We start from the raw sequence: 21,028 nt of genomic DNA, 5'->3' as shown, positions 1-21,028 counted from the left end.
AATAAAAAGATAGAAAGGTAGATGAACATGTTGAAAAAATGGAAAAAACAGTGTAAAAATGAGCGAGGGCTAACGCTTGTTGAATTATTAGCAGTTGTTGTCATCCTTGGTATACTAGCTGCCATTGCTGTGCCTAGTATCGGAGGATTGATTGATAATAGTAAAAAGGATGCTCACGTCGCCAATGCAAGGCAGATGATTAGTTCAGCTAAATTAATGGTAGCTTCAGAGGATGTTATTCAAGAGAACAATGGAAATAAAATAATATACTTAGCTGATATAGAGGAATCTGGTTATTTGGAAAAGATGGATGATCCAGATAAAGTTAAAAATGGATATAAAAGAAATAAAAATAAAAATGGTTCCTATGTTGAAGTTGAAAAAGATAAAAGCAATATCACATACAAAGTTTTCTTAACAAACGGAGAAAGATCAGTTTCTGATGGAAATAATGAAGCCGTTCTAGAATCTGACTTATCTAGAGAAAGTGTTAAGGAATAAAGTTAGGAGGTCAATCACATACTACTAATCTACTTATTTATCATAGGCCTCATCCTCGGCTCCTTTTACAATGTTGTCGGTTTGAGGGTACCTGTGAAAAAATCGATTGTAAAACCGCGGTCAGCTTGTCCTGACTGCGGCCATAACTTACAAGCGTATGAATTGGTGCCAGTGTTATCTTATTTATTTCAGCGCGGGAAATGCCGTCACTGTGGTGTGAGGATCTCGCCCTTATATCCTATTGTTGAACTGTTAACAGGGCTGTTATTCGTGCTTGCGCTTGTCACGTTAGGTTGGACGCCAGAGCTTTTGTTTGCTCTAACGTTGATATCTTTATTTATGATTATTTTCGTTTCGGATATTCAATATATGTTAATACCGGATCGTATTTTGCTAAGTTTTGCAGTCATTTTTATAATAGAACGATTGATTTGGCCACTTTCACCTTGGTGGGATAGTTTAGTAGGTTGCGCTATTGGCTTCTTTTTGCTTCTTGCCATTGCAGTTGTGAGTAATGGTGGGATGGGCGGTGGTGATATTAAACTGTTTGCGTTATTAGGGTTTGCTCTTGGTGCAAAGCTTGTCTTGTTAACCTTTTTCCTTGCGACGATTTACGGCGCTGTATTCGGTTTACTAGCTATGCTAGTAGGCAAAGTTAAACGAGGCAACCCCATCCCCTTTGGCCCCTTTATTGCAGCTGGAGCGCTTTCTGCTTACTTTTTCGGCAAAGAAATATGGCTGTATTATTTACAAATCTTCTAGTTTAGACAAAGGAGTTTAAATGATGGCTTTATCTTTCTTAAGAAAAAGCTTTTGTAATATAGTCATAGAGGATGATTGCATTCGCTATTGCCAAGTGAACAAGCGGCAGTTTCCCTATGGTACAAAGCTAGCAGTGAAACCTATTGCAAAAGGAATCATTGAAGAAGGAAAAATAATAGATGAAACGGGGTTATCCTTAATCCTCCAAAGCTGTGTGGAAGACTGGCAGCTTCATCGGAAAAAAGTTAGATTTATAGTTCCGGATGGACAAAGTGTTGTAAGGTCAGTAGTTATTCCTGATGAAGTGCCTGCAAAGCATATTCATGGATATTTGGATATGGAAATAGGGGCTAGCATTCATTTACCATTTCAACAACCAGTATTTGATTATCACCTCATGCCTAATAAAGAGGTGAATGAAGAGAAACGTGTGTTGTTAGTTGCTGCGGAGGAGACGCTCGTTCATCAGTTTGAACAAGTAATCGCTCAAGCTAATGTTTACCCAGAAGAAGCAGAGATCACAGCATTATCTTTATGGAGGTTGAGCGCCTATTTAGGATTAGCAGAGGATAATGAGAGTGTTGTTATCATTCATTTTGAAAAACAAGGTGTTCATATCTCTATCATTCATCATGGCATTCCTATGCTTGTTCATTATTTACCCTATGATGACAATATAGAATTAACCAATGATGATTATTTATTTACCGAAGTGTATCGTGAAGTGGATCGATTACAAGATTTTCATTTTTTCACCCTTCAACAAACCAATCATGCAACTACAACTGTTTTATTAAGTGGTGAAAATATTATACATAGTTTTCAGTTGTTTTTAAGTAGTAGAATGACAAGCCGTATAGCTATTGTTGACGCTAGGAAAATAATGGATGATGAAACGATTGTACCTTCGATGAATAAGGTGCTGGGGTTAGCGTTAAAGGATGTGCTTTAAATGACGGTCAATATAAATTTGTTGCAAAAGCAAAAGCCTTTAGTTAACCCAACTTTTATAGTTATCTTGTTGGTCATCCTGCTGCTACTCTTAGCTTCGATTTTCGTAGGAGCCTACAAAATAAAAAGAAGTATCCAATCAAGTGAGGAAGAATTAGCGTATATACAAGTTGAAATAATAGAGCAAACAGAAATGTCGAATGAGAGAGAGCAATCACAATCGCTAGAAGAGTTAATGAATGCAACAACTTGGCTAGAACAAGAACGCGTGAATATCACCGGGTTTTTATCTGAATTAACAGCTCTTTTGCCAACAAGAGGCTATATTCTTTCGCTGCAGCTATCGAACAAAAATGAGGTTGAGATGCTTGTTCAATTTGATACACAAAGAGAAGCAGCTTATTTATTGCACAGTATTAAACAAGCTGATTGGTCTATAGATGCGTCTTTAGCAACGATTAATGAACAACAGGCAGCTGAAATGGAACGGTCTCGTTTTGAAGCAAGTTACTCCTTCACGTTTGATCCCTCTTATTTCTCAATTGTAGAGGAGGAAAAACGTTGACTGTGTTCAAAGGAAGTAAATATTGGTTGTTGGTAATTGTTTTATCCATGCTTATAACAGTTGTATTAACCTACGTTCTTTACTTATACCCACTCAAGCTTGAGGAATCGGCCATACAAAAAAGGGTCATCACAGAAGAAGCACGGTTAAATGGCTTAAAGGCACAAGGCTCTTCCACAACGGTATCACACACAGAACAATGGGAAGATGCTCGACTGCATCTACCTGTTGAGCCATTAGAAGAACAATTTTTATTATTATTAGATGAAGCGGCAACGGTCAATAGAATTCAGCTTACACAAATGGCCATTAATGTTGAAAGCGTTCATTCGGATGAGGCGGCAAATAGTGAAACAATCAATGATATTTCGACAACATCAGAAGAAGATATGGTTGAAGTAAAGTTGCCCAATGGATTAGAAAAGACCGTGATTAGCATGCACTTGCAATCTCAAAGCTATGAGGATTGGCTTTCATTCACAGAGGAATTACAGCATCTAGAGCGGTATACAACCATTGAGTCAATCGAAATCACCCAGGTGAAAGATGGTATAAGAGATTATATTATGGTTGTATCAGTTTATCATTTTCCTACCGCTATGGATTTAAAAGAAAATGATCCTAAAATCGTCAATGGTCAAGCTGCTGGCAAGTCCTATCCTTTTGAAGATAGAGACTGACGCCTTTCTTTGACAAAGTTTTTATCCATGATGGAATTTGACGAAATCATTCTGTAACAAGACGACAAAAGTCTTGTTATTTTTTTTTTCTCCTATGATAAAGTGATGAAAATAATAGTAAAAGGCAAGAGGGAGGGAAGTGGACAAAGATGGACAAGCATAATGGAAAGGCGAGAACAATCACAATAAAATTAAATCAGGACGGTCAACCGAAGCATAAAGAAGAAGGTGTAAAGGAGCAAGCGGCCACAAAGGAAAATGAAGCGGAGGATCAATTTGATTGGATTTTACCAAGTGGAGAAGAAGAAGTAGATTGGGAGAAAGAACTTGCAGATAGAGAAAAAGTGACGAAAAAGAAAAACAAATACAGTAAAAGCACAGCTAAGAAAAGTAGTTTTAAACAAATGAAATATCAATTAAACCCGTCGATGTTTTTTACCATTCTGTTTGCTGTTGTTATCGGAACGGGATTTGGGTTGGTAATGTTAAATGTTCTCGATAAAGGGGAAACGGCAGAAGGAGGCGCAGCAAGTTCCCAAGTAGGTGCATCAGGAGCAGTAACTGCGGGTAGTGAGACGGCAGAATTACCTGCTTTAGATACGTTTATCGTCCAAGGAGGTGTTTTTACTACCAAGGATAGTGCAGAGGGTATCGCTGCTTCGTATAAGGAAAAAGGCATTCCTACATTTATCCACCAGAATCAAGAACAATATACACTTATCATCGGAGTAGCAGCTACAAGTGAAGCGGCTAAGACTATGAGTACCCAATTAGAAGGTCAAGGTGCAGAAGTGTTTGCTAAAGAGTATACGATTGATGGTGCTAAGGTAGAAGGTTTAACGGCAGAAGAAAAGAAAATCTTAGAGTTCTCACCCCAAGTGTATCAATTATTGACAGGTGAAGCGTCCCCTGAACAAATTAATGCATATTCAAGTACGTTAAATGAGATTAATCAAGGGCTGAACCATGAAGACTTAATAGCATTAAAGGAAAAAATGCTTACTGCTCTAAAAGCTAATAACGGTAAGGACGCTCAACAGGCAGTCTTAAATTTCCTACAATCATATACGGTCATCGTTCAAACTTAAAAGTTTCTTAGTATATTATTTTCTGGGGAATAATTTAATTTTATTTCTAATTGAATCTATGAAACACTGATTTCACTGTCTATATTTATTTTTAGCAGATTACCTCTGTTTAGCTCGATTTTCTTCGGGCTATTTTTTGTGTGGAAATTCATATTATTAGATGATTTAAAATTGTTAATAGATGGATTGTTTGATACGATAGAGAGGTATCTCCCAATTTGAAATACGATGAAAGTAAGGTGAACCACATGCAAACACAAACCCTCATACTCGCTTCCACTTCTCCTCGTAGAAAACAGCTACTTGAACAAATAAATTTATCTTTCAAAGTAAAAGGCAGTCATGTTGATGAGCAGTTTGAAGCCAATTTAAAGCCGGATGAAATTGTGCAACAATTGGCGGAACGAAAAGCGAGAGCAGTCTACAATAACGAAAGTGATACTTTTGTAATTGGCTCAGATACGGTTGTTGTCCAAAAAGGCGAGGTTTTAGGCAAACCGATTGATGAAGATGAAGCGTATCTTATGCTTAAGAACCTATCGAACGGTACACATGAAGTGTACACAGGTGTAGCGATACTAACAGCTAATAAAATAACTCGTTTTTCCGTTGTTACAAAAGTTGAATTTTGGCCGCTATCAGAAGAAGAAATCTATGCCTATATCCAAACGGGTGAGCCTTTTGACAAAGCGGGGGGCTATGGGATCCAAGGAATTGGTGCCACACTTGTTAAACAAATACACGGAGACTATTTTGCTGTGATGGGATTGCCTATTTCACAAACGATTAGAGAGTTGCGCAAAATGGGCTATTCACTTCCTCACCATTTGTTTGGATAATGAAAAAGGAGGAAAGGGATGCATACGGAAAGCTTAATGATTAAAGACTTCCCTCAAGATGAAAGGCCGAGGGAAAGGTTAATGCAAAGTGGACCAGAGAGCTTATCCAATCATGAACTAATAGCTATTTTATTGCGGACAGGGACAAAAAATGAATCCGTTTTGCAGCTGTCCAATCGCTTGCTAACAAAGTTTGATGGATTGCGTTTATTAAAGGATGCTTCCCTTAGCGAAATTACCGAAGTGAAAGGAATTGGCCAGGCAAAAGCCATTCAAATCATGGCAGCTGTAGAAATCGGCAGAAGAATGGCTAATTTAACCTTCGATGAAAGATACAGCATTCGTTCACCAGAAGATGCTGCTAATTATGTGATGAACGAAATGCGTTTTCTATCACAGGAACATTTTGTTTGTCTTTATTTAAACACTAAGAACCAAGTTTTAAGCAAACAAACCATTTTTATTGGTAGCTTAAATGCCTCTATTGTTCACCCACGAGAAGTGTATAAAGAAGCTTTCAGACAGTCTGCCGCCTCGATTATTTGTCTGCATAATCACCCCTCTGGCGATCCGACTCCAAGTAGAGAAGATATTGATGTGACGAAAAGGCTAACTGAATGTGGTAAAATAATTGGGATAGATATTCTCGATCATATTATCATTGGTGAAAAGAAATTTGTCAGTTTAAAGGAAAAAGGTTATATCTAGCACTATGTTTTTATTTGACGATACGATATAATATTGTTTATGATTTTTTAGGGGAAGTATAGTATTTTACCTATCATTTTTTTAAGAATGAGGGACTGTCAGATGCCCTATTAAATAATCCTTATTTTAAAAATCGTATAGTATCAGAAAGGGAGATACAGGAATGTTTGGATTTGGTACAAAAGACCTTGGGATAGATTTAGGAACAGCAAATACACTTGTGTATGTAAAAGGTAAAGGAATCGTTGTTAGAGAGCCATCGGTCGTGGCACTTCAAACTGATACGAAACATATTGTTGCCGTTGGGAATGACGCTAAAAATATGATTGGTCGTACACCGGGAAATATCGTGGCATTAAGACCAATGAAAGATGGCGTAATCGCTGATTATGATACGACAGCAACAATGATGAAATATTATATGAAACAAGCGAATAAAAATAAGGGCATTTTTTCAGGTAAACCGAATGTTATGGTCTGTGTACCTTCTGGCATTACTGCAGTAGAAGAAAGAGCTGTAGTAGATGCAACTAGACAAGCTGGTGCAAAGGATGCTTTTACCATTGAAGAACCATTTGCAGCAGCAATTGGTGCGAATTTACCTGTATGGGAGCCGACAGGAAGTATGGTTGTGGATATTGGTGGCGGTACAACTGAAGTGGCTATTATTTCTTTAGGGGGAATTGTTACAAGCCAATCAATCCGCATTGCTGGGGATGAAATGGATGATGCAGTCATTAATTATATCCGTAAAACTTATAATTTAATGATTGGTGATCGAACTGCTGAAATGATTAAATTAGAGATTGGTTCTGCTAGTGAAGCGGAAGGTGTAGAAAACCTTGAAATCCGTGGGCGTGATCTTTTAACTGGATTACCAAAAACAATTGAGATTACAGGTGATGAAATTTCAAAAGCATTAAAAGATACGGTATACTCTATTGTTGATGCTGTAAAAGTAACATTAGAAAAAACACCACCGGAGTTAGCAGCTGATATTATGGATCGTGGCATTGTTTTAACAGGTGGAGGAGCGTTGTTACGCAATTTGGACAAAGTGATTAGTGAAGAAACAAAAATGCCTGTTCTTATTGCAGAAAACCCACTGGATTGTGTGGCGATTGGTACTGGCAAAGCATTAGATCATATTCATTTGTTTAAAAATAAATCTAAAGACTCTCGCTAAGAATAGTGACCTACAGAAAAATTAGGCATTAGTGGCCGTCATTAATGCCCTGTTTTTCAAGTTTTTTTATTGCATAAAATATAACAATCGAGGTGTTTAGCATGCCACAGTTCTTTCTGAATAAACGCCTGATTATTTTGCTTGTAAGTATCATTATTCTCGTATCGTTGATAGGCTTTTCTTTAAGAGAGAGAGATAGTGTTACATGGCCAGAACAGTTTTTAAAAGATATGACGGGATGGGTGCAGAACATTGTTGCCGGTCCAACACAGTACATTGCTGGTTTCTTTGAAAATGTTCAAGACTTGCAAAATACATATGAAGAAAATAAAGAACTGAAATCTAGATTAGATAAACTAGCATTTTTAGAGGCAGAGGTACAATTGTTAGAAAAGGATAATGCTGAGCTTCGTGAAATACTAGAAAAAGAAGATAGTTTAACCGACTATGAACCTATACAGGCTACAGTAATCGGTAGAAATCCTTTAAGGTGGGAAGAAAAGCTTACCATAAATAAAGGAACCAGAGACGGTATTGAGGCAAATATGGCGGTTATTACAGCTAATGGACTCATTGGTAAGGTGAAAAGTGCACAAACCTTTACGTCCACGATTCAGCTGGTGAGTTCTAAAGATCCAACGAACCGTATTTCAGCTGTTGTTCAAGATGGTGAGAAAAAAGAAGAAACTTTTGGTTTAATTGAAGGCTACGATGAAAAAACAAAACGTTTGCTTATGACGAAGATACCTTATGATGCAAAAGTAGAAAAAGGGCAAATGGTAGTGACATCTGGTTATGGTGGGGTATTCCCTAAAGGCTTGTCAATTGGAAAAGTTGTTGAGGTTACACCTGCGGAATATGGCCTTACACAAACTGCATATATTGAGCCGAATGCGGACCTATATGACATTCAACATGTAATGGTAACGAAACTTAACAGCATTAATCCAGAGATTCAAGAAGAGCTTGAAGAATTAAATGAGGAGGAAGAAAGTTGAGAAAATATCTTCTCCCTCTCTTATTTATTTTCTTATTCGTCATTGAAAGTACATTTGCCCTTATGGTCGCTCCAACAGAGATGTTTGCAAATGAGAGATGGCTTATCCCTCATTTTTTACTTGGAGCAATTATGCTTTTGGTTATTTTTGGCTCGAGGAAACTAGGTTTACTTTACGCTTTTATTTTTGGATTGCTGTTTGACATTGTTTATACTGAAATTATCGGTATTAACCTATTTTTATTTCCAGTTGTCACTTATATTGTGTATCAACTAATGAAGATCTTACAGAATAATCTTATTGTGACGACAATCATTACACTTTTTGGTGTAGCATTAATGGAGCTAGGATCTTATGGGGTCAACTATATTATTAGTATTACAACAATGGGATTCTCGGATTTTATCTTTATGAGATTCATTCCAACACTTATATTGAACCTCATTTTTATCGTCATAGTCATTTTTCCATTGAAGAAATATTTTGAAAAATATGTTGAACGACTATCGTTATAATGTTAAGTCTGTTCTAGTCAATAATGAAGAAAAACGAAGAAATAAAGTTGAATGACTGTTTGCAGGCAACTTTAGAAACCGGTTATCCGGTTTCTTTTGCCATATAATTATTCTTTTCAACCAGAGTGAAGATTGAGTTTGCAAGAAAAAAGGATTTTGCAAACTGATGTCGAATTTATTCCTACAATATGTATTGAGAATCAGAATGAGGCGAGATAACAGAATGGATCTGTTCTTGTCTTTCTTGAGGTGAACATCTTGAAATGAATAAAAGACAAAATGTAACGATGAAGGGCACAAAGGATGGGATTACACTCCATCTTGATGATGCCTGTTCTTATGAGGAACTTAAAAAAGAATTAAATCATAAATTAATAGAGAGTAGTAAAAGTCAAGAAGATAAATTGATATCTGTCCTTGTACATACAGGTAATCGCTATTTAACCTCCTCTCAAGAGGAAGAGATAAAAGAGTTAATCAGGCAAAAGAAAAATCTTGTTGTGGAGTCTGTGCTTTCTAATGTACTGACAAAGGATGAGGCTGAAAAGCAAAAGCAAGCAAATGAAATCGTCTCTATAACAAAAATTGTTCGGTCAGGTCAAGTGATTGAAGTCCCGGGGGATTTATTGCTCATTGGAGATGTAAACCCCGGAGGAACAGTAAGAGCTGGTGGCAATATTTTTATTATGGGCGAGCTAAAAGGAATTGCACATGCGGGTTACTATGGTAACCAGGAGGCTGTGATATCAGCTTCTATTATGAAACCGACACAGCTTCGAATTTGTGATAGTATCACTCGTGCGCCTGATGAAAAACAAGATGAAAACAGTCGCGAAATGGAATGTGCTTATATGAATGAAGAGCAGCAAATCATTATCGACAGACTACAAGTATTGGTACATGTAAGACCAAATATATCGAATTTGCAAGGGGGATTCTAGAGTGGGAGAAGCGATAGTCATTACATCCGGAAAAGGCGGCGTTGGTAAAACAACAACATCTGCAAATATTGGTACAGCATTAGCCCTGCAAGGAAAAAGAGTGTGCCTTGTGGATACAGATATTGGACTAAGAAATCTTGATGTTGTTATGGGCCTTGAAAACCGTATTATTTATGATTTAGTGGATGTAGTTAAGGGGCGTTGTAAGATGCAGCAAGCCCTTGTGAAGGATAAACGCTTTGATGATCTTCTTTATCTCCTGCCTGCGGCACAAACAAGTGATAAGAATGCGGTTGACCCGGACGAAATGAAAATATTAATAGACGATTTAAAGCAGGATTTTGATTATATTATTATTGATTGTCCTGCGGGGATTGAACAAGGCTATCGTAATGCCGTTTCAGGAGCAACAAAAGCGATTGTTGTAACTACACCAGAGGCAACAGCGGTACGCGATGCCGATCGCATTATCGGGTTGTTAGAGCAAGAAGATCATATCGAACGTCCAAGGTTAGTTATTAATCGTATCCGACCACAACTTATGAAAAACCGTGATACGATGGATATTGATGATATTACGAGACACCTCGATTTAGAATTATTAGGCATTGTAGCGGATGATGATCAAGTGATTCGGGCGACAAATCAAGGAGAACCCATCGCAATGGATCCAAATAATATCGCCTCTATTGCTTATCGAAATATTGCCCGCAGAATTCTTGGCGAGTCTGTACCACTTCAACAACTTCAAGAAGAGAATACCGGTGTTTTTACAAAGATAAAGAACTTCTTCAAAGTAAAATAACAAATGAAATCCTTAGTGATCTGTTGTCACTAAGGATTTCTTAATATTTGTCATGGGAAAAGAAATAGGAATATGGAATATTCTGCTAAGAATAATAAGAAGTACAGCAAACGGTCCAAATGCACCATCCATGAAGAAGCCATTCAATTGCAGAAATGTAAGCTTTTTATCAAAAAAGCGACGTATAGTCAATTACCCCTGTTAGTACCCCTATCTTCTTCTATAGAAAGCACTCTAAGAGTTAGATCGTTCATAATAAAAGGATTCACTATCAACAGTCTAAGAATAAACACAGATATAGTGATCATTTATAAGAGGGTAGCTTTCCAACTACAACTAGGTGTTTGACAACACAAAAAAACTTCTCCCTTATCTATCTGTCATACTTAAAAAATTCTCATCATAGACTTGTACAAATGCTGATGAATAGGTGGGAAGTTATAATGAGCTCAAGAGCTGATGATATAAGAAAACGGATGGCTAAAAGAAAAAAAGAGATGGAGAAGAATAAGCCTGTTCAAAAAAAATCGAAAAAAATGAATTGGTTGCAAGATGAGGAGAGGCATGGATTTGACCAACTTCCCTCATATGATAGTCCACCTCCTAAAGATTCAAATACGAATCACCCATTATTTAAAAAGGAAGTTTTTCTATTTAAAGTGCTCGTATCAGCCTGCTTATTCCTCATAGTGGCCATTATGTTTAAAAATGATGGAGCAATTTTTGAAAAGCCGAAAGCCTTTGTTGTAGAGGCAATGGATAAGAATTTTCAGTTTGCTACTGTTATTAATTGGTATGAAGAGCAATTCGGACAAACCTTTGCCCTTTTGCCAAAGCAGAAACAGACAGAAGAATCTGTTGAGGAAGCGCAACCAAGCTTACCAGCAACAGGCAAGGTATTACAAGCCTTTGAGCAAGATGGTCAAAAAATTTCGATTGAAACAAACATGGGTGAGAAAGTAGAGGCTGCAAATGGAGGAGTCGTTGAATTTATTGGCGAAAAACCTGGGTTTGGACAAACCGTTATCATTCAACATGCCGATCAAACTCAATCTTGGTATGGGAATTTAGCTGAAATTGATGTAAAAGCATATGACTATGTTGAAAAAAGTGCAGAAGTAGGAGAAGCGGCTACTAAAGAGGATGGGAAAGGCCTGTTTTATTTTGCCATTAAAAAAGGGGATGACTTTGTTGATCCTTCACAGGTGATTCCTTTTGAATAAATGGATCTTACTTTTTAAGCAGATACGTATCCATCCTTTACTCTGGTTGGTAGTCGGATTAGCTATTATCACTTCTCATTTCAACGAGCTTTTTCTTTTACTATTGATTATTTTTGTTCATGAAATAGGACATGCTGTGGCCGCACAGTTTTTTTCTTGGAGAATAAAAAGCATTGTGTTACTTCCATTTGGCGGTGTGGCAGAGATGGACGAACATGGCAATCGTCCATTAAAAGAAGAGTTAATGGTAATTTTAGCAGGGCCTATACAGCATGTTTGGATGATTGCTGTTGCCTTCCTATGTTTTGAATGGCAGCTAGTCACACCTGAGTTCTTTTCTTTGTTTGTCCAGTATAACTTGATGATCTTACTTTTTAATTTGCTTCCGATTTGGCCATTGGATGGTGGAAAACTAGTCTTTTTGTATTTGTCTTATTTTTATGCATTTGGTGATGCACATAGGAAGGCGTTACAGCTGTCTATTTTTATGCTCATATTGTTTTTAATTGCTTCTCTTTGGATTCTCCCTTTTAATATTAATATTTGCATCATCCTTGCATTCTTACTTTTTTCCTTATACTATGAATGGAAACAGCGCAGATATATATTTATGCGGTTCTTATTGGAACGATACTATGGAAAGCATAGTGAACTACGTAAATTAAAACCGTTAGTCGTTCAAGAATCTGAACCAATCATGAAAGTGCTCGAGAAATTTCAACGTGGTTGTAAACACTCGATTATTGTTGAGACGGGGAATAAAGAAAAGAGTGTGCTAGATGAAAATGAGTTATTACATGCGTACTTTGCGGAAAAGAATGTGTCAGCTCAAATAAGTGACTTAGTGTATGTTTATTAGAAGCGAGGAAAGTAGATTTGAAAAGATTAGTGATCAATACAATAAATAGAGAAAAAAGGTATGCCCTGCTCGATCAAAATGAAGTTGAAGAATTGTATATTGAACCTTTACAACTCGAGACAAAAGTAGGGAATATCTATCTAGGCATAGTTGAAAAGGTAATGCCGGGGTTAAATGCACTCTTTGTCAATATTGGTGAAGAAAAGAGTGGCTTTTTGCATAAGGATAAATTACAAAGTTATGCACTTGAAGATGATGATAAGAAGGAAAAACGTAACCTTTCTTCTTTTGTCCATCAAGGGGAAAGGTTACTTGTACAAGTAGAAAAGGATCAAACGGGAACGAAAGGACCAAGGTTAACTGGGATCGTTGAATTGCAAGGCAATTATATGGTCTATTTGCCGTTTGGGAATTATCTTGCTGTATCCAAGAAAATTACTAATCAGAGTGTCAGAGAACAATTAAAGCAAAACTGTGCGAGGTTGCTCGAAGCAAAGGAAGGTCTAGTGATTAGGACTGCTGCGAAAGATGTTGATATGGCTGTACTGGAAAAAGAATTAACACAATTGCGTGTAAAATATCAGCAACTCCATGCCGCCTCTCTCTTAATAAAAAGACCCGGTGTAGTTCAAACAGAAGATCAATTTTTACATAAATTACGTCAAGTCATACAAAAAATGAAAAGTGGGGAAGTAATTGTGGATGATGCTACTGTCAAAAAGCAGTTACAACCTAAAGACAATGTCACATTTCAACTTCATACGAATCAAGAAGCTATCTTCACAGCCTATGGTCTCGAACGTGAAATTGAAAAAGCATTAAAAAGAATTGTGTGGTTAGATAATGGTGCTTATCTGATTTTTGATGAAACAGAAGCGTTAGCTATTATTGATGTGAACACAGGTAAATTTTCTGGAAAACACCAATTGCAAGATACGGTCTTAAAAACAAATGAATTAGCGGCAAGGGAGGTAGCGAGACAAATACGTATCAGGGACTTAGCAGGAATGATACTGATAGATTTTATTAGTATGGAAAAAGAGCAGGATAGAATACATATTTTATCTGTTATAAAAGAGGCCCTAGCTACCGATGAAAGACAAATAAAAGTAATTGGATTTACACCTCTTGGTATTTTACAATTGACGAGAAAGAAAACGAAGGTGTCTCTTTCTGAAGCTTTACAAGAGAATTGTACAGTTTGTCATGGGACGGGTAAGGTATTGCGCGCAGAAACGGTTGCCTTTCGGTTAGAGAGAGAATTGTGGTCGTATCGGACCCGTGATGAGGAAGCGGTTCTTATAGAGGTGACAAGGGATGTCGTGGCTGTATACACTAAAGAGGAGTTACAGCAATTAGAAGAAAGCTGTGCGAAACACATTGTTTTCGATTTCATTGATCGCCCAAAACCAAGCTATCATATAAAAAGATTTGGTCCTTTGAAAGAAATGCAAGTGTAATCGTATTGACAGTACAGTATGTGTATGATAACATTTTGATGTTATGTTTGTAGCGCCCATGCTACAACCGCGCAGAAAAGGTCATTAAGCTTCTGCTTTGGCAGGACACCTGGGATGGCGAGTCTTAGTCTTAAGAGGAGGTGCAGTTATGTACGCAATTATTGAAACTGGTGGTAAGCAAATCCGTGTAGAAGAAGGTCAAACAATCTACATCGAAAAGCTTAACGCAGAAGCAGGCGAAACAGTTACTTTTGAAAAGGTTCTTTTCGTAGGTGGAGACAGTGTGAAAGTTGGAAGCCCAGTTGTTGATGGTGCTTCAGTTACGGCTAAAGTTGAAAAACAAGGTCGTGCGAAGAAAATCACTGTATTCAAATACAAAGCAAAGAAAAACTATCATAAGAAACAAGGTCACCGTCAACCGTACACTAAAGTTGTGATTGATAAAATCAACGCATAAGGTTGATGATTGATGATTGATGTAAGCATTCATCGTAATCGTTCTGGACTCATACAATCATTTGAAATAAGTGGTCATGCCCTGTTTGCTAATAATGGTGAGGACATTGTCTGTGCAGGTGTATCAGCTGTTTCAGTTGGGTGCGTTAATAGCATCCATCAGTTAGCGGGAGTTACCCCGCATATTCAAATGGAATCTGGACTATTATCCTGTATTCTTCCGAGCGATCTTGCTCAAGATATAGAAGAAAAAGTCCAATTATTGCTCGAGGGAATGGTTGTCTCATTGCAAACGATCGTTGAGAACTATCCGGAAAATATAAAAATAACCTTCAAACAGTAGGAGGTGGATTTCATGCTATTAAAATTAGATCTTCAGTTGTTCGCATCTAAAAAAGGAGTAGGTTCTACAAAGAACGGACGTGACTCAATCTCTAAGCGCTTAGGTGCTAAGCGTGCAGATGGTCAATTCGTTACTGGTGGTTCTATTCTTTACCGTCAACGCGGTACGAAAATTTACCCAGGTGTAAACGTGGGTAAAGGTGGAGACGATACTCTTTTCGCGAAAGTGGACGGAGTTGTAAAATTTGAGCGTCTTGGACGTGACCGTAAGCAAGTTAGCGTATACCCTGCAGCTCAAGAAGCATAAGATTGAGTGGAGAACTCTAACCATTAATGGTTAGAGTTCTCTTCATGTCATTCATCCCACATATATTCTCCTCAAACTGTCCTCTTTTGATAAAAGTCCGCTACTTTTTATGCAATTCTATTGATGGAACCTTAAATATAGGGGCAGATTTAAAAATTCTTACCTTTCTTTTTGCTAAGGTACATACGGCTATGGGTTTTTTTTGTTATACTAACACCATATCAATGTAATGGCTGAGGACCATAAAAGAAGATGTAGGAGTCAATTATGGAAAAAGATTGGGATATTGTTGAAGTGCTACGTCATGCAAGGCATGATTGGTTAAATAAAATACAACTAATTAAAGGCAATTTAAGCTTAAATAAGGTGGAACGGGCAAAAGAAATTATTGATGAAATTGTTGTGGAAGCGCAACAAGAGGCAAAGTTATCAAACCTACAAATGCCTCAATTTGCTTCACTTTTATTTACGTACAATTGGCGAAATCCAAAATTTCAATTAGAGTATGACGTTTATGAAGTATTCAAATGTGATCAACTGGATGATAAAAGTTTAACTGATTGGACAAGATCTTTTTTCTCTTGCTTAAATGATGCTGTACAGCCATTTGCTGATAATCATTTATCTATATCAATTAATCCAGAAAAGCAGGGTGTCCGTTTCTTTTTTGATTTTAGTGGAACAATTACTTATATGCAGCAGATTCGCTTATTTTTACTAGAGCAATCAACAAGTATGGGGCTTACAGTGAGGCGCTTAACAGAAGATGAAATATCATTTGATTTCTTTGTTCTTTTTGAAGAGAAGTAAAGTGGATTTATTTAATAGTAAAAAGCTAGTCAGTAAAAGATATTATAAACAGCGAGAGTCATGGGTGTTCATATTCATGTGCATCTTTTGAATAGGAGGAAATAGATCTTATGTTTGTCGATCAGGTCAAGGTGTATGTAAAAGGTGGCGACGGTGGGAACGGAATGGTAGCCTTTCGTCGTGAAAAATATGTTCCTAAAGGCGGTCCAGCTGGTGGGGACGGTGGTAAGGGCGCGAATGTTGTCTTTATTGTTGAAGAAGGTTTAAGAACGCTAATGGATTTTAGATATAAACGACATTTCAAAGCGGAACGTGGTGAGCACGGAATGTCTAAAAATCAGCATGGCAGAAACTCGAAGGACATGATTATAAAAGTACCGCCGGGAACTGTGGTTACAGATGCTGAGACTGGTGAAGTAATTGCAGATTTAACTGAGCATGGCCAACAGGCAATCATAGCAAAAGGTGGCCGTGGAGGTCGTGGAAATTCAAGGTTCGCTACACCTGCCAATCCTGCACCGGAATTATCAGAACATGGAGAGCCAGGTCAAGATAGAGAAGTTATGCTTGAGTTGAAATTGCTTGCAGATGTTGGGCTAGTTGGATTCCCAAGTGTTGGTAAGTCGACTTTACTTTCTGTCGTTTCTGCTGCTAGGCCGAAAATTGGCGCGTATCATTTTACGACAATCGTTCCTAATTTGGGTATGGTAGAAACAGAAGATAATCGTAGTTTTGTCATGGCTGATTTACCTGGGTTAATTGAAGGTGCTCATTCTGGAGTTGGCCTTGGACATCAATTTTTAAGACATATTGAACGTACACGAGTAATTGTTCATGTGATTGATATGTCAGGAATGGAAGGCAGAGATCCTTACGAAGATTATGTGACAATCAATAATGAATTACAGGAATATAATTTACGTTTAACAGAACGTCCACAAATTATTGTAGCTAACAAGATGGACATGCCTGATGCAGAAGAACACTTAGCGGCATTTAAGGAGCAACTTGAAGAGGAGTATCCAATTTTCCCGATCTCTGCTGTTACAAGATCTGGTCTACGTGAGCTATTATTTGCGATTGCAGATAAGGTAGAAGAAACACCAGAATTCCCACTTGAACATGAAGAAGAGGATACAGGTGTTCACCGTGTACTTTATAAACATGAAGCAGATCAAGTAGAATTTACGATTACAAGAGATTCAGCTGGTGACTTTATTGTGTCTGGTGATGCAGTTGAGAAATTATTTAAGATGACTGATTTTAGCAGAGATGAATCGGTTAGACGTTTCGCCCGTCAATTAAGAGGCATGGGTGTAGATGAAGCATTACGCGAAAAAGGTGCAAAAGACGGGGATATCGTCAAGTTATTAGATTATGAATTTGAATTTATTGACTAACCTTAAAATTTCAATGAGGTGAAAGATGAAACAGGATAAATTAGATAAAAAATTCTTCCTTGTCCGAGAAGATGTATTGCCTGAGGCTATGAAAAAGACTTTGGATGCAAAAGAAATGATTGAAAGGGGAAAAGCAGAGTCTGTCTGGGACGCTGTCCATAAGGTAGATTTGAGTCGCAGCGCATTTTATAAATATCGCGATACTGTTTTTCCTTTTCATACAATCGTGAAGGAAAGAATTATTACATTGTTTTTTCATTTGGAGGATCGGTCGGGCACATTGTCACAATTATTAAGTATTGTGGCTGGATCAGGTTGTAATGTATTAACCATCCATCAAACCATTCCGATTTTAGGTCGTGCCAATGTCACCTTATCACTAAATGTTGCTGATATGGCGGTAGGAATCGATCATTTATTATCCGATTTAAGGAAACTAGAATTTGTAGATAAAGTAGAAGTATTAAGTTCAGGCGCATGAGTTAAAAACTCTTGCGTCTTATTCATTTTAATAAGGGGATTATTATACCTAAAATGAATTACTCGAACAGCTTAGTAAAATAAACTGGTGAAGTTTCAAACGTACATGTAGAAACGAGTCAGAGGCAATGAAATAATAGGCAAGTCAAAACGTATAGGTTTACGCATCGACAGTTCATATAAACGATCTCGATTTTAAAAAGAAAGATATCTTATAAAAAAGATAAAAAACCTCTTTTACATCCATAAACTAAAGTGTTAAAGTATAGTATAATGAGTTTTTTCATAATTCAAATTTGTTGTGGCTACATAGAATGAAGCTACTGATGAAAGGTGTTCACAATGAAAAAAATAGGCTTCTTAGGACCAGTTGCTACTTTTACAGATATAGCCGTTCGCGGGTTATTTCCAGAAGATAGAGCAATTCCACAAGCGACCATTCCTGCTTGTTTAGATTCTTTAGCAAATGATGAAATTGATTTAGCTGTTGTACCAATTGAAAATGCTTTAGAAGGATCAGTTAATATTACTTTAGATTATTTAGTTCATGAGGCACTTCACCCAATTGTGGGTGAAATGACCATCCCTATTAGACAACATTTACTTATTCACCCTAGCCAAAAACTAGAAGATATTCAAACGGTATATAGTCATTCTCATGCGATTGCACAATGCCATCGGTTCCTACATTCGACTTTAAAAGATGTTGAACTTGTTAATATGACATCAACGGCTGCAGCTGCAAAATATGTAAGTGAACATCCTGACGAAAAGGTTGCTGCAATAGCCAATGCTTTAGCAGCAGAAGAATATCAATTAACCATAGCTCACAAAGATATTCATGATTATTCACATAATCATACACGGTTTATTGTAGTGGCAAAGCAAGATTGTCACCTCAAGACAGCGCAGAAGTCAAAAGGATATAAGACAACTGTAATGGTCTCGTTACCTGATGATCGTGCTGGGGCCCTTCACCAAGTGCTATCTGCCTTTTCATGGAGAAATTTAAATTTATCAAAAATCGAGTCAAGACCAATGAAAACAGGATTAGGGAATTATTTCTTTATTATTGATATCGACCAGAAAATAGATGATGTGCTTATTCCAGGCGTGAAAGCGGAATTAGAGGCTTTAGGTTGCAAAGTGCAAATTTTAGGTAGTTATCCTTCATATCAACTCGGGAAGATAGAAGAATTGACTCACAAATAACAAAAAAGAAAGTAGAGTGCATGCTCTACTTTCTTTTTATAAAGTACCATTTCCTAGCAAGTATTATGTATCTATTTCGATAAGAAATCCTGATTTTTTCAATGCCTCTTCTGCTTCATCAAGCTTTGCTTCACTGCTGCTCGTAATCGTGTGTAAATGAATCCCACCTGTTAATTCTGATAAATAACTAGATTGAGTAGAATGAATTTTCTTCATAAACTGTTTTACTTCTTTGCGGTCAGAAACCATAATAGATGCTGTCAAATCACCATATACTGGATGCTCGATGGTGACATCTTTTACGGTGACGCCATGATCAACAAGTAAGTTTAACTCTTCTTCTGTTTGTTCAGGTGAATGGTTACTAGCTATTGTTCTTGTAGCTACCGGATGTGGTGAAGTATGATTTAATCTTAAGTATCCTTGACTTGTGGCAATAATTGGTTCATTTCTTGCTTTTAACAGTGTAATATCACCAACGATTACTTGTCTGCTAACATGGTATTTTGCTGCTAGTTCACTACCTGTAATAGGCTCTTCACTTTCCTTCAATAATTGGAGTAGTTTCATCCGTCTGTCTTCTCCAAGCACCTTTTTTTGTTCGCTCATTCTTAATCCCCTCTACTATAACCATAATCAATAATTTTACCATAGGAATCCAGTATAAATAAAGTTATCCCATGCTTTCCTTTAATGTTGCTAGAAATTCGGCAAGTGCGATTAATTGTTCTTTCGAGGTTTCTGTTCCAGTAGATATTCTGAAAAATTCTTTCGCTGCTTTTCCATTAACCCCGATGGCAGACATAGCTGTGGATGGCATTTGCGCATTGGTCGCACAAGCACTGCCAGTAGCAATGCAAAAGCCTTTGCGGTTCGCTTCTAACATCACATACTGTCCTTCAATTCCAGGTATTCGCATCCCTATAGTAGATGGGATTTGTCTTTCTCTTGGTGCCTCATAAATAATAGAGTCAAAATGGGCACAATGAGTGATGAAAGCTTCGCGAAGGATTTGTGCGTGCGTTCTTGTTTGTTTCCATGTTTTCATGCTTTCATCTGCAGCTATTGTCATAGCGACTATAGCTGGTAGATTGACTGTACCTGGCCTCAATCCCTTTTCATGTGAAGTATTAGGTAGTAAGCCACGAATGGGATGTGCAGGATGTATATAGGCTAAACCTGCTCCTTTTGGTCCGTAAAATTTATGGGCAGATATAGCAAGACTATCAACGGCTTGGCTCATATGAGTGATATCTACTTTCGTAAAGGAATGGACACAGTCACAATGAAGGAAGATTTGATGAATTTTACATAATGCGCTTACTTCCTCGATTGGTTGGATTGAACCAAGTTCACTATTGGCATGTTGAATAATAGCAAGAATGGTATCTGGCCTAATAGCGGCCGCGAATTGCTTACAATCAATTTGACCATTATGATCAAATGGTAGATAAGTCACCTCATAACCATTATCTTCAAGTATAGATAAAAAGTTAGAAATAGAAGAGTGCTCAGCTAAAGTGGTAATAATATGTCCTTTTGTATCCGTTAAGGTTAAAAGAGATCGGATACAAATAAGGTTACTTTCCGTCCCTCCACTTGTAAAATAAATTCCACTACTCGGTACATGTAGAAAAGAAGCTAGTGTCAAACGGCATTGTTCTAGTAAATCATGTGCCCGACTGCCTATATCATGAAAGCTTTCTGTGTTTCCATAGAATTCAGTAGCAGTTCTTACATATGCATCTGCCGCTTCTTTTGATAAGGGGCAGGTGGCGGCATAGTCTAAGTAAATCATAAATGGCTTCATTCCTTTGTTTTTGATAGAAGGAGAAATAAATATTGTTAAAAACTCTTGTCATCAGTTTAAATCTGTGTAAATATAGGTGTCAAGACATATGTTAATTTAACCTGAATAGTTTACTGTCAGGAGGATCACA

At 37.3% G+C, this 21,028-nt stretch carries 26 protein-coding genes and 1 other annotated feature; of the genes, 23 read left to right on the top strand and 3 right to left on the bottom strand.

From position 1 onward, the window contains the following. The first annotated feature begins 30 nt into the window (after window positions 1–30). The 13 genes from LG276_RS16920 (at window position 31) to minD (ending at window position 10,539) form a co-directional block, all read left to right on the top strand. Entirely contained in the window at window positions 31–501 is a 471-nt protein-coding gene (locus tag LG276_RS16920; RefSeq protein WP_404409898.1) for a type II secretion system protein, read from the top strand. Window positions 502–519: 18 nt separating this feature from the next. Then, window positions 520–1,263, top strand: coding sequence for a prepilin peptidase (locus LG276_RS16915; RefSeq protein WP_404294449.1), 744 nt, complete (start codon window positions 520–522; stop codon window positions 1,261–1,263). A gap of 22 nt (window positions 1,264–1,285) precedes the next feature. After that, on the top strand, window positions 1,286–2,215 hold the full coding sequence (pilM, locus tag LG276_RS16910) for a type IV pilus biogenesis protein PilM (protein ID WP_404292417.1): 930 nt from the start codon (window positions 1,286–1,288) through the stop codon (window positions 2,213–2,215). Beyond that, a complete protein-coding gene (locus tag LG276_RS16905; protein ID WP_095372396.1) occupies window positions 2,216–2,779 on the top strand; it encodes a hypothetical protein in 564 nt (187 codons plus the stop codon). It abuts the gene before it with no gap. After that, window positions 2,776–3,459: a hypothetical protein gene (locus tag LG276_RS16900; RefSeq protein WP_404292415.1), complete on the top strand. Its 684-nt coding sequence runs from the start codon at window positions 2,776–2,778 to the stop codon at window positions 3,457–3,459. The genes LG276_RS16905 and LG276_RS16900 overlap by 4 nt, the downstream gene beginning before the upstream one ends. A 149-nt stretch (window positions 3,460–3,608) precedes the next feature. Next, window positions 3,609–4,547, top strand: a complete 939-nt coding sequence (locus LG276_RS16895) for an SPOR domain-containing protein (RefSeq protein ID WP_404292413.1) — start codon at window positions 3,609–3,611, stop codon at window positions 4,545–4,547. A gap of 248 nt (window positions 4,548–4,795) precedes the next feature. Continuing rightward, on the top strand, window positions 4,796–5,386 hold the full coding sequence (locus LG276_RS16890) for a nucleoside triphosphate pyrophosphatase (protein WP_224935848.1): 591 nt from the start codon (window positions 4,796–4,798) through the stop codon (window positions 5,384–5,386). Window positions 5,387–5,404: 18 nt separating this feature from the next. Next, on the top strand, window positions 5,405–6,094 hold the full coding sequence (gene radC, locus LG276_RS16885; RefSeq protein ID WP_251162622.1) for a RadC family protein: 690 nt from the start codon (window positions 5,405–5,407) through the stop codon (window positions 6,092–6,094). A gap of 163 nt (window positions 6,095–6,257) precedes the next feature. After that, entirely contained in the window at window positions 6,258–7,280 is a 1,023-nt protein-coding gene (locus tag LG276_RS16880) for a rod shape-determining protein (RefSeq protein WP_095372401.1), read from the top strand. A 101-nt stretch (window positions 7,281–7,381) separates the two neighbouring features. Then, the gene (gene mreC / locus LG276_RS16875) at window positions 7,382–8,278 is read left to right on the top strand and encodes a rod shape-determining protein MreC (protein ID WP_404292411.1); all 897 of its coding nucleotides are present in this window, start codon (window positions 7,382–7,384) and stop codon (window positions 8,276–8,278) included. Continuing rightward, the gene (mreD, locus tag LG276_RS16870) at window positions 8,275–8,793 is read left to right on the top strand and encodes a rod shape-determining protein MreD (RefSeq protein WP_341106538.1); all 519 of its coding nucleotides are present in this window, start codon (window positions 8,275–8,277) and stop codon (window positions 8,791–8,793) included. Before mreC ends, mreD begins: the two co-directional genes overlap by 4 nt. A 263-nt stretch (window positions 8,794–9,056) precedes the next feature. After that, complete coding sequence (gene minC, locus LG276_RS16865; RefSeq protein ID WP_224935852.1) at window positions 9,057–9,734, top strand: septum site-determining protein MinC; 678 nt, start codon at window positions 9,057–9,059, stop codon at window positions 9,732–9,734. Window position 9,735: 1 nt separating this feature from the next. Beyond that, a complete protein-coding gene (minD, locus tag LG276_RS16860; protein WP_095372405.1) occupies window positions 9,736–10,539 on the top strand; it encodes a septum site-determining protein MinD in 804 nt (267 codons plus the stop codon). 12 nt (window positions 10,540–10,551) lie between these two features. Here minD and LG276_RS16855 read toward each other — a convergent pair whose 3' ends face one another. Continuing rightward, window positions 10,552–10,731 (bottom strand): hypothetical protein, encoded by a 180-nt coding sequence (locus LG276_RS16855; RefSeq protein WP_404292408.1) that lies wholly within the window; start codon window positions 10,729–10,731, stop codon window positions 10,552–10,554. Window positions 10,732–10,982: 251 nt separating this feature from the next. Between LG276_RS16855 and LG276_RS16850 the strand changes: the two genes are divergently transcribed. From LG276_RS16850 to pheA, 10 genes are all read left to right on the top strand, one after another. Then, on the top strand, window positions 10,983–11,762 hold the full coding sequence (locus tag LG276_RS16850) for a peptidoglycan DD-metalloendopeptidase family protein (protein WP_404292406.1): 780 nt from the start codon (window positions 10,983–10,985) through the stop codon (window positions 11,760–11,762). Next, window positions 11,755–12,621 carry a M50 family metallopeptidase gene (locus LG276_RS16845; protein WP_224935855.1) on the top strand — a complete coding sequence of 289 codons (867 nt, stop codon included), beginning with the start codon at window positions 11,755–11,757 and terminating at the stop codon, window positions 12,619–12,621. Before LG276_RS16850 ends, LG276_RS16845 begins: the two co-directional genes overlap by 8 nt. 17 nt (window positions 12,622–12,638) lie before the next feature. Then, on the top strand, window positions 12,639–14,081 hold the full coding sequence (locus tag LG276_RS16840) for an Rne/Rng family ribonuclease (protein ID WP_251162623.1): 1,443 nt from the start codon (window positions 12,639–12,641) through the stop codon (window positions 14,079–14,081). A gap of 55 nt (window positions 14,082–14,136) precedes the next feature. Next, window positions 14,137–14,216, top strand: a sequence feature (ribosomal protein L21 leader region). A 13-nt stretch (window positions 14,217–14,229) separates the two neighbouring features. Next, window positions 14,230–14,538 carry a 50S ribosomal protein L21 gene (rplU, locus tag LG276_RS16835; RefSeq protein WP_095372409.1) on the top strand — a complete coding sequence of 103 codons (309 nt, stop codon included), beginning with the start codon at window positions 14,230–14,232 and terminating at the stop codon, window positions 14,536–14,538. Between the two features lie 12 nt (window positions 14,539–14,550). Further along, on the top strand, window positions 14,551–14,880 hold the full coding sequence (locus LG276_RS16830) for a ribosomal-processing cysteine protease Prp (RefSeq protein WP_224935857.1): 330 nt from the start codon (window positions 14,551–14,553) through the stop codon (window positions 14,878–14,880). 12 nt (window positions 14,881–14,892) lie between these two features. Next, window positions 14,893–15,186, top strand: coding sequence for a 50S ribosomal protein L27 (gene rpmA, locus LG276_RS16825; RefSeq protein WP_009333115.1), 294 nt, complete (start codon window positions 14,893–14,895; stop codon window positions 15,184–15,186). Between the two features lie 267 nt (window positions 15,187–15,453). Then, on the top strand, window positions 15,454–15,996 hold the full coding sequence (locus LG276_RS16820; RefSeq protein ID WP_095372411.1) for a sporulation initiation phosphotransferase B: 543 nt from the start codon (window positions 15,454–15,456) through the stop codon (window positions 15,994–15,996). A gap of 110 nt (window positions 15,997–16,106) precedes the next feature. Beyond that, window positions 16,107–17,396: a GTPase ObgE gene (obgE, locus tag LG276_RS16815; RefSeq protein ID WP_224935858.1), complete on the top strand. Its 1,290-nt coding sequence runs from the start codon at window positions 16,107–16,109 to the stop codon at window positions 17,394–17,396. A gap of 25 nt (window positions 17,397–17,421) precedes the next feature. Further along, window positions 17,422–17,877, top strand: a complete 456-nt coding sequence (locus tag LG276_RS16810; protein ID WP_095372413.1) for an ACT domain-containing protein — start codon at window positions 17,422–17,424, stop codon at window positions 17,875–17,877. 341 nt (window positions 17,878–18,218) lie between these two features. Then, complete coding sequence (pheA, locus tag LG276_RS16805) at window positions 18,219–19,088, top strand: prephenate dehydratase (protein WP_404292404.1); 870 nt, start codon at window positions 18,219–18,221, stop codon at window positions 19,086–19,088. Between the two features lie 63 nt (window positions 19,089–19,151). On the opposite strand, the gene LG276_RS16800 is transcribed toward pheA, so the two are convergent. After that, window positions 19,152–19,697, bottom strand: coding sequence for a transcription repressor NadR (locus tag LG276_RS16800; RefSeq protein ID WP_224935860.1), 546 nt, complete (start codon window positions 19,695–19,697; stop codon window positions 19,152–19,154). A 64-nt stretch (window positions 19,698–19,761) separates the two neighbouring features. Then, window positions 19,762–20,886 (bottom strand): IscS subfamily cysteine desulfurase, encoded by a 1,125-nt coding sequence (locus LG276_RS16795; protein WP_404292402.1) that lies wholly within the window; start codon window positions 20,884–20,886, stop codon window positions 19,762–19,764. Between the last annotated feature and the right edge of the window lie 142 nt (window positions 20,887–21,028).

This window comes from Cytobacillus kochii, from assembly GCF_044790165.1.
In the GTDB taxonomy this organism is placed as follows: domain Bacteria; phylum Bacillota; class Bacilli; order Bacillales; family Cytobacillaceae; genus Cytobacillus; species Cytobacillus kochii.
This window is presented reverse-complemented; position numbering and strand designations above follow the sequence as displayed.